We start from the raw sequence: 12,271 nt of genomic DNA on the forward strand, positions 1-12,271 counted from the left end.
CGCCGCCGCCTAAAGGCGGAACTCTGAACACCGTGTTGCGACGCACACAAATGAGCTTGAATGTCCCGCTCTGGATTGTCGTGATCTAGGCCAAGCAGTTTTGAATGCGTTCGATGAGTTGCGCTTGCGCCGCCCGCATGGCTTCGCTTTCAAGGTGGACTGCGCGCACGACCTTGAGCAAATCCAATTGGCGCACCTGCTCACGATTGAAACGGTTGCTGAGGCCGACACCCAATAAATCCAGATAGACGTGCAAGGCTTGCGGCCAGGCGGCGTAATCTGCGGCGCAGGCAAACAGCGCTTTGCCGATGTCCGGCAGGCACGTGCCATGACCGAGCGCATCCGCTACATAAACCAGTGGCCCGCCCGCATACATCGAAGCGAAATTGGCCGGGCGCACATCCAGCAGCAAGTGTTTTTGCAGGGCCAATTGCAAAGAGCGCTGCACGGCTTCGGCGAATTTGCATAAGGCGGCGGCCAGGGCGACTTCATCGTTTTGGCTGACGGCATCGGCCAATTCCCTTTCCAGCGTGACTAGCCAAGGAGCAATCGCCCACAACCAATAATGACCGCGGTCATCCGGCGTCAACACAAAGAACGTGTGATCGGGATACATCTCGCCGAGGGCGGCGTGCTCTTGCAAATAGGTTTCCAAATACGCCGTCGCCGCCGCTGGCGTGTCAAAGCAAAGCGCCCGCGAAGTTTTCAAACAATACTTGCCCGCCTGATAAATCCAGTGCTGGCCAAGGTCACCAGGCTGCATTAAATCCAGGCGTGGTGTCGGCGTTTCTAAAAACTGTTCGTCGAGCAGCAGACTGGCCATCCAGGCCGGGCTGACAATCTCTTTGTCTGGCTGACTGCCGGGTAAAGGCGGCTCCAGTTGCAGCGGTTCGGCGCGCACTGAGACGACTTCAAATGGTGCGGCAAGGGTTGACAAAGCCAATTCGTTGCCGCGCCGTTCGTCAACACGGATTGAACCCGCCGCCGCGCCCGAACAGGCCCCGTTCAGCGGGATGATCGCCACGTCAGCGCCGTTCCAGTCCGGCGCGGTCGGCAGCACATCAGCGGCGGGCTGGTGCTGCAAAGATAAATTCCCAACCCGCCTGTCTGCCGCATATCTGACGGGCGCGGTGGCAGAAAAATCAAAGGCGTACTCTTCCGGCGCGCTGTTCAAGTGGGCGGCGGCGGACATGGCCGAGGCTACGGCTTTGAGCGCAAAGGCGCTTTCGGCCAGCCGCTCGCGCCAATCGGGCGCGCGCACTTCATCACGCAAAGCCCAAGCTACTGTGCTCAGCAACTCTTCAGACCGGAACGGTTTTTCCAGCCAGCCGCTCACGCCATAGCGCAAGGCGACGCGCCGTTCGTCAGGTTTGCATTCGGCAGCCATGACAATCACCGGTAACCGGGCCGCAAAATCGCGCACTTTCGGCAACAGGTCGGCGCCGGATAGGCCCGGCAAACGAAAATCCGTGATCAGCAAATCGGGCGGTTGCGCTTGCATTTGTTCTAACAGGCGGGATGAATCGGCGATATGGCGAACTTCCAATTCGGGACGCGCGCGGCGCAATTGCTCGGCCAACATCCCGGCCAGCTTCTCATCGGGTTCAGCAATCATTACTTGTTGTTTCATAATGTGAGGGCCTCTTTTCAGGTACACTTCTTTGAAGGCAAAGCTGCTCTAATCGCCAAGTAATAGCTACCTTGTTAGCATTAACGAGTAACAGCGTGGCGCGCTAACTAACGTAATACCAGCGTTAGGGTATCTGATCGCGTAATTCTAACCGGAATTTGTAATAGCATTTTTCTGTCACCAGTATCGTGACAGCTACAGGAGGGTAACTGAGCCTTCAGTGCGTTAGCGGATCTAGTCAGCAGCCTTATCGCCCCAGCTTCACAGCCCAGACTTTACAGCCTCGACCGGGGATACACCAAACATCAGCACCACACCACCTCTGACTTGCGCATTATAAGCAGGCAACCCAGAGATGGCGAGAAGTTTCTCGCAAAAAAGCACAGAAAAACCCCTCCTTCCTGCGCGCATCGCCATTTTTCCTATTGCGGCTGGAATTTTTCCGCCGCTCGATTGGATTAAACAGCAGGAAGCTGTCGGGCAGCGCTGCTACCGGCTGTCGGGAAAAGTCCTACGTGCGCCTGTGACAGTAACTCGTGGCAAACAATCGCAAGGGAATCACCATGAACAACGCACAACATTTCGATGTCATTATTATCGGCACGGGCGCCGGCGGCGGAACCTTGGCCTACAAACTGGCTCCTTCGGGCAAGCGCATTTTGTTACTCGAACGTGGCGGTTATTTGCCGCGCGAAAAAGATAATTGGAACTCGCTCGCTGTAGTGAAAGACGCCAAGTACAACACGCCTGAAACCTGGCAAGATAAAAACGGCAAAGAGTTACATCCGCATACCAATTATTACGTCGGAGGTAACACAAAATTCTACGGCGCGGCCTTGTTTCGTTTGCGCGAGGCTGACTTCGGCGAAATCAAACATCACGGCGGCCTCTCGCCCGCCTGGCCGATTAGTTACGCCGAGTTGGAACCGTATTACACACAGGCCGAACATCTCTATCACGTGCACGGTCAGCGCGGCGAAGACCCCACCGACCCTTGGGCCAGCGCGCCCTATTTGCATCCGGCGGTCAGCCACGAGCCGCGCATTCAAAAATTGGTCGAAGATTTGCAGCGGCTGGGCCACCAACCCTTTCACGTCCCGCTTGGCGTGATGCTAGACGAACGCCAGCCTAACAAGAGCAAGTGCATACGCTGCGCCACCTGCGACGGCTTTGCCTGCGTGACCAACGCCAAAGCCGACGCCCAGGTCGTCTGTGTGGATGCCGCGCTTGAATATCCCAACGTTTCGCTGCTGACCAATGCTTATGTCGAGCGCCTGGAAACAGACGCCACGGGCCACACGGTTTCAAAAGTCATCGTCAAACACGGTGACGCCGTTGAAACATATTCCGCTGATGTCGTGGTGGTTTCGGCGGGCGCGATCAATTCCGCCGCATTGTTGCTGCGTTCGGCCAATGACCGGCATCCGCACGGGCTGGCGAATGGTTCGGACGTGGTCGGGCGGCATTACATGGGCCATAACAATTCGGTGCTGTTTGCGATCTCGCGCACGCCCAATCCGACCGTCTTTCAAAAGACGATGGGGATCAATGATTTCTATTTTGCCAACAAAGATTGGGATTACCCGATGGGGCACATCTCGTTCGTCGGCAAATTCGACGCCAACATGTTCGCCGCCGGCGCGCCGCCCTTTGCGCCGCATCTGACGCTGGATTACATCGCCAAACACTCGCTCGATTTCTGGCTGACTTCCGAAGACCTGCCCGATCCCAACAACCGCGTCACGTTGAATAAAGACGGCAAAATCACTTTGTCGTACACGCCCAACAATCTCGAAGGGCACAAACGGCTGTACGCCAAGGTCAAGGAATTGGTCAAGCAGGCCGATTGCGACGACCACCTGATTCCGCTCAACGCCTTTGTCGGCGACCGCCTGCCGCTGGCCGCCGTCGCGCACCAGAACGGCACGATCCGTTTCGGCAACGATCCACAATCATCAGCGCTCAACGCGCATTGCCGCGCGCACGAATTGGATAACCTGTACGTCGTGGATGGCAGCTTTTTCCCGTCGAGCGCGGCGGTCAACCCGGCGTTGACGATCATGGCGAATGCGTTGCGCGTGGGCGATCACTTGTTGGAGCGTTTGAAGTGAGGAGGGCAGTATGAAAATCAAAAGGCAAAAATCAAAAATCAAAAATCAAAAATCAGGAGGGCAGCAAGAGATGCAAAGGCGGGTTTTCCATTTTTGCCTTTTGCCTTTTGCCTTTTGCCTTTTGCTTTCGACGGTCTGGGCGCAACAACCGCTCGTCACCGCCGTGGACGCGCCCGGGTTCACCGTCAGTGATATGGAGCGTTCGCTCGACTTTTTCACGCGCGTGCTCTCATTCGAGAAAGTCTCGGATGTCGAAGTCACGGGCGACGAGTACGAACATCTGCAAGGCGTCTTTGGCTTGCGCATGCGCGTCGTGCGCTTGCGGCTGGGCGGCGAGCAAATTGAACTGACCGAATACCTGGCCCCGCGCGGACGCCCAATTCCGGCGGATGCGCGCAGCAACGACCGCTGGTTTCAGCACATCGCCATTATCACCAGCGATATGGAGCGCGCCTATCAATGGTTAAGAAAAAATCGTGTCGAACACGCTTCGACCGGGCCGCAACGACTGCCCGATTGGAACAAAAACGCGGGCGGCATCCAGGCGTTCTATTTCAAAGACCCGGATGGGCACGCGCTCGAAATCCTGCAATTCCCGGCGGGCAAGGGCGCGCCGAAATGGCGGCAATTGGCGCAACCGGACGCCGGCCAGGAAGGTCAGAGGCTTTTCCTCGGCATTGACCACACCGCCATCGTGGTGAGCGACACCGAGGCGAGTTTGAAATTCTATCGCGACACTCTGGGCTTGCAGGTGGTAGGCGAAAGCGAGAATTACGGCGGCGAACAGGAGCGCTTGAACAATGTCTTTGGCGCACGCCTGCGCATCACCGCCGTCCGCGCCGCCAATGGCCCGGGCATCGAATTTCTGGAATACCTAAGCCCGCGTGATGGCCGTCCGGCGCCGGCAGACCTGCGCGCCAATGACCTCTTGCACTGGCAGACCAAACTGGTGACGCGCGAGCTTGAAAGCGCTTTTGTGCGGTTGCGCGAGGGCCACTATGGGCTGATCTCGGCCGGACTGATTCAATTGCCTGCACCTGTTTTGGGCTTCCAGCGCAGCTTCCTCGTGCGCGATCCTGACGCCCACGCTATGCAATTGATCGAACGCTAATACCTGTCACTTGCTTGCAATTGCAGCGCATCAAACACAGGCCGCCGCTTTGGTAATCCTTTGATCGTTTGCCCACCAGAATTCTCATAGATTTTGTAACTACTCAGCCTGTTCTTCGCCGCGTAGCGGCGGCTTGAATTTAGCCGTGGGTTTTAACCCACGGTAGGCGCAGTAATGCCTTCGTGTCGCGTCAGCGACGCCTGACTCAGCCGTCGCTGACGCGACGCGGGAACCTTTCCGCTTGTACCGTGGACTAAAGTCCACGGCTAAAGTCAGCCGCCGCTATGCGGCGAAGAAGGCTGAGCAGTAACTAGATTTCAAGAAAACGTTTTTCGGCGGTGCGGTGCGCATCCTCGCGGGCGCACCGCAAGATGTGCACGCCATTTGCAGTGCGACCAACTGTACGCAATGCCCAGTCGGGTGTGGTGTGAATTGCGGAGGATTTCCCGGAAATTCCGCCGCTCTTACCGCTCGGTTGGGAATAATCCGCTGCCGCCGGAGCTTATACGCAGCGGCACACAGACGGTAAAAGATCACGGAGGGAAAACAGATTTATGAATTCATCAGTGCAGCTCAGACATTCGGGCACTTACGATCGCGCGCACATCCCACCCGCCGGGCCATTCAAACCGGCGCAGCGCCAATTCGCCGAAAAGCCTCTCCGGCTGTTGATCGTCAGCGATGAAAGCCAGCGTTTGGGTACTTGGCGCAGAGCTTTGCTGGGACAGGCTTGCGAAATCACGGAGCAGGCCAATCCGCTCAATGTCAGTCAATTCTTGCAGCGCGATTATGACTTGGTGGTGCTGGACGTGCCCGCCGCCCAGTTGCCCCAAGTCCTGGCGGCGATCCGCGCGGCGGCGCGTGAAATTCCCGTCCTGGTGGATGCCAACCGTATGCCGAATGACCTGAGTTACGTGGGCGTGTTGCCGCGCTTTCGCGCGATGGCTTGCACGCGCCCCGACTTGTTGCGCCTGGTCAACCAATACTGTCAACCCGCCGACAAGCTGCCCACCGCGCGGCGGCTGTTGTAGGTAGAGCCTGCACCTGCCGCATCCAATCGGGTACAAACAAATAAAGGGGGACAGGATGATGACATCTTGTCCCCCTCAGGACTTACGCAAAGATTTGCCACAGTGACACAGAGACACAGAGGAAAACAGAGAACTCCACCAACACTGTAAGCAAGCTTTGTGTCTCTGTGCCTCTAAGGAAGCTGCGCGGCATCTGTTACATTGCGAACGGGACGAGACCGCTGGCGAATGTCCGACAAGCTGCCAGCTTGTCGGACGCTCGGCCGTTATACCCAATGTTCGCCAGCCACGACCACGACAAGCTGGCAGCTTGTCGGACAACTTGGCGCATTCGCCAGCAGGATCAAGACGTCCGCGCTCCCGCTTTTAACTTTCGCTTTTGAACAGCAACACACCCACCACGGGGATTTGCTGCCGATGCAGCCACAACAATGCCAAACTGCCCGCAAACACAATCAGCGCCAAGCCAAACAACAAACCGCCATCCGATGTGCCATCTGAATTCACGACCGCAATACCCAGTTTGGTCAGGTGGCTCATGAGCGCGCCGCTGATGACGCCCAGCGACAACAACGCGCCCACCGGCACCGTCGCCGGAATCAGCAACAAGACGACGGCGATCAATTCGACTACGCCGGAACCGAGGCGGCCCCACGGTTCCAGCCCCAGCGTCTTGAAGATGTAGACCGATTCAGGCGCGGCGCTAAATTTGAAAAACAGTGTCTGAAACAGAATGCCCGCGACGATCAAACGCAATCCCCAACTGATGATCGTCAATCTTTTCTCTTGTGTCATAGTCTTGTCCTCCTAAGCGGTTTCAGTGAAAAAGCACGCGCCAGCGGCGGCCCGGCCTTGCATCTCACTGTATGCTGCCGACTGCGCGCATTATTCCGTCGGCACACAGCTTTGCGTGCGAGACCACAGATTGAAAGTTGGAGTTACCGATTCTGTTCGCACTTGGAATAGATTGCCCGCCGCATTGCATATCTCCGTCGAAAGGAAGAACGCATGATTCGCTTTGACCAAGACGTTTGTCACAACCCGGACGCGGCTCTGACGAAAGAATGGCTGGAAACCAACGGCCTCGGCGGTTTCGCTTCGTCCACCATCACGGGACTGAATACGCGGCGCTATCACGGCCTGTTGGTCGCGGCGACGAAACCGCCGGTGGGCCGTTTGGTCATGCTGTCAAAGCTGGAAGAGACGTTGGTGGTGGACGGCGCGCGCTACGAGCTATCAGCCAATCAATATCCGGGCGCAGTGCATCCGCAAGGCCAGCAGTTCCTCAAAGAATTCCGGCTTGATCCGTTCCCGACGTTTGTTTATGCGGTCGCGGGCATTGAGTTGGTCAAAACCGTCTGGCTGATGCACGGCGCGAACACGACGGCCGTCCAATACGAATTGCGGGCCGATCAATTGCCACGAGACTGCAAGTTGGAATTGCTTCCGTTGCTCGCCTTTCGTGATTACCACGCGACGATGCACGAAAACGCCGCGTGGAATCCGCAGCTTGAAACCGCGCCGGGCTTGCTGACCTTGCGGCCCTATGCCGAGTTGCCCGCGCTGTATCTGGCGCACGACGCTGCCGTGGTCGAACCGGCCGGCTATTGGTATCGCAACTTTGAATATCAGGCCGAACGCGAGCGCGGCCTCGATTATCGCGAAGACCTCTTCAACCCTTGCGTGCTGCGCTTCGATTTGCGACAAGCCGGACAGGTCGCCGTCATCGCTTCGACCGAACGTGTGGACGTCGCGCACGTCAACGAATACAAACAAACCGAACTTGCGCGTCGCGCCGCCGTGCTCGAACCCTTTGCCAAAGCCGCTGAATTGACGCGCGCGCTGGCCGCCGCCGCCGATCAATTCATCGTCAAGCGCGATGACGGTGAAACGATCATCGCCGGGTATCACTGGTTCAGCGATTGGGGCCGCGACACGATGATCGCGCTGCCGGGTTTGACGCTGGCGACCGGGCGTTACGACATCGCCAAAAACATCCTGCTCGCCTTCGCGCGCTATCTCGACCAGGGCATGTTGCCCAACCGCTTCCCCGACGCGGGCGAAGCGCCCGAATACAACACGGTGGACGCGACGCTCTGGTACGTCGAAGCCGTGCGCGCGCTGCTCGAACACACGGGCGATTACGAATTCGTGCGCACACACCTATACGCCAAGCTGCTCGAAATCATTTACTGGCACGAACGCGGCACCCGCTACGGCATTCGTGTTGATGACGACGGCCTCTTGCACGCGGGCGAAGCGGGCGTGCAATTGACCTGGATGGACGCCAAGGTCGGCGACTGGGTCGTCACCCCGCGCATCGGCAAACCCGTTGAGATTCAGGCGCTCTGGTACAACGCGCTGTGCGTGCTGGCCGATCTGGCCGCCGAATTCGGCGATGCCGCCAATCAGCAACGCTGCACGCAATTGGCCGCGCGCGCCCAAGCCAGTTTCAATCAAGTGTTTTGGAATGCGGAGGCCGGTTGTTTATACGATGTCGTCAACGGCGCTGAACGTGACGCCTCGATTCGCCCCAACCAAATCTTCGCTGTCAGTTTGCCGCACACAATGTTGACCCCGGAGCGCGCCCAACAAGTCGTCACCGTGGTCGAACGCGAATTGCTCACGCCCTGCGGCTTGCGCAGCCTTGCGCCCGGCGACCCGCGCTACTGCCCGCGTTACACCGGCGACATCCCCAGCCGCGACGGCACCTATCACCAAGGCACGGTCTGGACGTGGTTGCTGGGGCCATTCATCACGGCGTATTTGAAGGTGAATCAAAACAGCGTTGGTTCGCATCAACAGGCGCGCGCGTGGCTGGCGGCGTTTGCCGAACATTTGCGCGAAGCAGGCTTGGGCCAGGTGTCAGAGATTTTCGATGCGGATGCACCGCATTTGCCGCGTGGGTGTGTGGCGCAGGCGTGGAGTGTGGCGGAACTTTTGAGAGTGGCGGTTGCGCTTGGCCGATAGGCACTGCTGACGAGAAATTGGCTAGTATGCTTTTGACAGGCTGAATGTAACGGAGAGCTAACCGCCTAACGCCCCGATTAACCGGGCGGCTGTTTCGGTTACCAAACCACTCCGCTCCAGTGAGGGCAGTGTACTTGTGACACCATCAATTCGGGCGCGAACTTCCTGCACCAATGGGCCACCAATGGCGACAGCCGCCGCATTGTGGTGGGCTTGCGGTACAAATTCTAAACCTAGCGGTTCAGACAACTGAAAATGCTATAGGCTGAAGCCCGCTGAGCTTCAGCCCATTTTTGAGGTTTACACCTCAACATCACGTGGGGAGTGACAGATTTACGATGCTTGAATGTCAGCTTTCCTTTGTCATTGCGTCAACGATGCGCCGGATTCCAGCCAGAAAGACTCGAAAGCTGTGCGAGCGATTGGCAGCCAGGTCAAGATGCGGCGCGACGGCTCTGGCACCGCCAACTTTCTTGTAGCGTCTGACGAGTTTCTGAAGTTCCTCTGCCGCATTCCCCAACAAATCCGGTTCACGAAACTTGCGCTTCTCGCTCAATTTCTTCAATTGGGGCAACTCAAAAGCGCGGCTAACAGCTTGCATGTCGCCCAGAAACCACGCTTCAAGTTCATGGCAAGCAATGCGGATCAAACTATCGCGCCGGCCCGCCTGCGTGCACAACGTGCGTAAATGATCTTTGAGGTCGTAACAGTTCGCCATATCCTGATCTCGCACAATGACAAAACGCGCTCCAGGATTCTGCCAGGCGCGCAGCTTGCGCGGGATGGAAACTTCCAGATCGCGTTTTCCTTCGTGCGTAATCAGGACACAAGAAATCTCCGGCGGAACGATTTGCGGCAGGATAACTTTGAGCACCTCACGCATCGAGGCCTCTTCCAGAAGAAAGACTAACTCGTTCATTGTGGCCCGGCTCCTGCAAATAACCCCTGCCGCCAAAGCGTACCCGGCAAATCGCCTGCCTCAATCAAGGCTTTCAATTGTGGGTTATCCGCACCCCGCAAAACGCGCGTATAGCCATCCCGTTTCGCCAGCCAGAAGATTTCTTCGAGTTCGACGCCATTCAAAAAATCCGGTGAATGCGTGGAAATAAACACTTGCCCGCCACGCTCGGCATACAACCGGAATTCCTCCGCTAATTCGCGCAACAGTTCCGGGTAAAGCTGATTTTCCGGCTCTTCGACACATAACACCGGATGTGGGCTGGGGTCGTGCAGTAACAGCAGATAGGCAAACATCTTGATGGTGCCATCAGAAACATACCGCGCGATAAACGGGTCTTTGAAAGAACCATCCTGAAATTTGAGCACCAACCGGCCATCTTCCGTTTCAACCGGATTGACCCGTTCGACGCCGGGCACGCGCTGGGCCATTTTTTCCAGGACTTGGTTGAAGAGTGGCCGATGATGCTCGTAAAGATATTGTGCCACGAGCGGCAGATTATCACCGCGTGAGGAAAGATGTTCGGCATATCCGGCTTCTTGGCTAGGCCGGGCATCCGCAATATGAAAATCGGAGACGTGCCAGTTTTCGATCAGTTTGCGAAAGTCGCTCACGACTTTGAAGCGCTCGAATTGCCCCAGCCCTTTGATGGCAAGGATGTCGGCGGATTCCAGTTTCTGATGCTCACGTTTCTGTTCGGCGTCTGGCGTATCGTAGGCTTCTTCATTGGTAATCGCTTCGCCTTCACCAAAGCGGAAATCAAGAAACTTCCAGGGTTGGCCGAAACTGCCGCGGCGGTATTTCAAGACTTCGCGTTCGACCACCGGCAGAGCGTCTTGTAAGGAGACGGCGAGTGAATAGGTGACGCGCGGATCTGTGGGCTTACTACGAAACTTCAACTCAATTTCGATAGGCCCATCCGTGTTACGGCTGACGACTTCACGAAAACCGCCCCGCCGCGCCAGCGCCTGACGCACATTGTGGATCAACGAGTCACGTAAAAACCCAAATACATCAAATAAGGTCGTCTTCCCGCTGCCATTCGCGCCTACAAAAACAGCCATCGAAGGCAGGTTCTCAATCGTCACATCTTTGAAGGCGCGGAAATTCCTGAGCGAAATAGATTCAATTTTCATAGGCTTCTTTTCCGCTCGCGATAATACACCAGACCATTTGTTTGCTGGTAGCTTGGCCCCTTGATTCTCAGATGTGATGACATCACTGACGTTCAACTTCGAATGTATTCACCCGCTCAAACTTACCGGCTATTGATTCGTTCAGAAATGCCGTTTATCTGATCGCCAACGGCCGCATCGTAAAACCCGCCGCCGCGCCTTTGATCTTATTGGTCGCGGCGACGTAACAGAATTCGTAAACCTGATCGCGCGCCAGTCCTTCCAGGTTATGAAACTCGCCGATGTGAATGCCCTGCTCGACCAGGAGGTAACGATGCACCGGATTGAAGGAGCGATATTTGGCGCGATAGGCGGCGTTGTCTTTTTCCGCCGGGCCGCATTCGAGGCCGCTGGTGTCGCTGCCAATCAACATTGCGCCGTGCTCTTCGACCAGCCATTTGGCGGTTTCCAGACTGATGCCGGCTGAGTCGTGTTGCGCAATCGTTGCATGATCACTGCCCGTTGCGCCCCAATAGCGCAGCGTGCCCGTGCGAATGAGGACAACATCGCCCGGTCTCAACTGTGTTTTCTCTTGCGCCAAAGCCTGCTGCAAATCCTGCGCGGTAATGCTGTAGTTGCCGGGCAAGGCATCCACGCCTTTCCATCCGGCGACATCAATCAGCACGCCGCGTGCAACAATCGGCGGGATCGTTTCGGCATCGGCCTTGCGCGGGCCGAAGTTGCCGCCCCAGTCGCTCTCTTTGAAACCGTTGTACCAATGATTGTCGTCGTCGGTCGTGATGTGGCCCAGGCCGTCGAGTTGGGTGCCGACGTTATCGCTGATGAACAGCGCGGCGCTGTGCCAGGCCAGTTTGTCAGCATTGTCGTTGACCAGCGCGGGCAAGTCGCGCTGGCGCTTGATGCCTTCGGGCGTGCGGAAGGACATGACTTCGGTGGGACTGTGGCCGGGCCACTTGTATGACGTGCGGTCGTAATTGACGCCCAGGTCATAGGTCTTGCCTTTGTCCGCAAGACGCAGAGCCGCGAGGCGCGTGGCGTCGGTCATTTCGTTGAGCGCGCCCACTTCGTCTTCCTGCCCCCAAACCCAGCCCCAGCCTTTGCCCGGCTGCCATTTTTTTAGCGCGGGTTGCTGCCCGCTGACCAGCCAATGAAAGTTGGCGGCCAGACTAAGCGCCAAGAGCGACAATAGGAAACGATGTTTTCTCTTCAAGCTTTACCTGCCTTATTGATTGATGTTACGCAGTCGAATTGAACCGAGTGCGTTGACAGCTTCTGTGTGCCGGAGGCACGGCGGATATTAGCCGGTGGTGGAGCGCGCGCTCCA

9 protein-coding genes are annotated in these 12,271 nt (G+C 57.1%); 4 read left to right on the plus strand and 5 right to left on the minus strand.

The window, feature by feature from the left end:
• Positions 1-85: 85 nt before the first annotated feature.
• Entirely contained in the window at positions 86-1,630 is a 1,545-nt protein-coding gene (locus HY011_01290; protein MBI3421549.1) for a response regulator, read from the minus strand.
• 563 nt (positions 1,631-2,193) lie between these two features.
• Between HY011_01290 and HY011_01295 the strand changes: the two genes are divergently transcribed.
• The 3 genes from HY011_01295 (at position 2,194) to HY011_01305 (ending at position 5,883) form a co-directional block, all read left to right on the plus strand.
• A complete protein-coding gene (locus HY011_01295; protein ID MBI3421550.1) occupies positions 2,194-3,741 on the plus strand; it encodes a GMC family oxidoreductase in 1,548 nt (515 codons plus the stop codon).
• Between the two features lie 70 nt (positions 3,742-3,811).
• Positions 3,812-4,852, plus strand: a complete 1,041-nt coding sequence (locus HY011_01300) for a VOC family protein (GenBank protein ID MBI3421551.1) — start codon at positions 3,812-3,814, stop codon at positions 4,850-4,852.
• A gap of 554 nt (positions 4,853-5,406) precedes the next feature.
• Positions 5,407-5,883, plus strand: a complete 477-nt coding sequence (locus HY011_01305) for a hypothetical protein (protein MBI3421552.1) — start codon at positions 5,407-5,409, stop codon at positions 5,881-5,883.
• Positions 5,884-6,249: 366 nt separating this feature from the next.
• Here HY011_01305 and HY011_01310 read toward each other — a convergent pair whose 3' ends face one another.
• Entirely contained in the window at positions 6,250-6,678 is a 429-nt protein-coding gene (locus HY011_01310; protein MBI3421553.1) for a DoxX family protein, read from the minus strand.
• Positions 6,679-6,891: 213 nt separating this feature from the next.
• Here HY011_01310 and HY011_01315 point away from each other — a divergent pair, with 213 nt between their 5' ends.
• A complete protein-coding gene (locus HY011_01315; protein ID MBI3421554.1) occupies positions 6,892-8,853 on the plus strand; it encodes an amylo-alpha-1,6-glucosidase in 1,962 nt (653 codons plus the stop codon).
• A 349-nt stretch (positions 8,854-9,202) separates the two neighbouring features.
• Here the strand turns inward: HY011_01315 and HY011_01320 are convergent, their stop codons facing one another.
• From HY011_01320 to HY011_01330, 3 genes are all read right to left on the minus strand, one after another.
• A complete protein-coding gene (locus tag HY011_01320; protein MBI3421555.1) occupies positions 9,203-9,772 on the minus strand; it encodes a DUF4276 family protein in 570 nt (189 codons plus the stop codon).
• Positions 9,769-10,947, minus strand: a complete 1,179-nt coding sequence (locus HY011_01325) for an AAA family ATPase (GenBank protein ID MBI3421556.1) — start codon at positions 10,945-10,947, stop codon at positions 9,769-9,771. The genes HY011_01320 and HY011_01325 overlap by 4 nt, the downstream gene beginning before the upstream one ends.
• A 154-nt stretch (positions 10,948-11,101) precedes the next feature.
• Complete coding sequence (locus HY011_01330; protein MBI3421557.1) at positions 11,102-12,157, minus strand: cyclase family protein; 1,056 nt, start codon at positions 12,155-12,157, stop codon at positions 11,102-11,104.
• Positions 12,158-12,271 lie beyond the last annotated feature (114 nt).

The organism is Acidobacteriota bacterium, from assembly GCA_016196035.1.
GTDB lineage: Bacteria > Acidobacteriota > Blastocatellia > RBC074 > RBC074 > JACPYM01.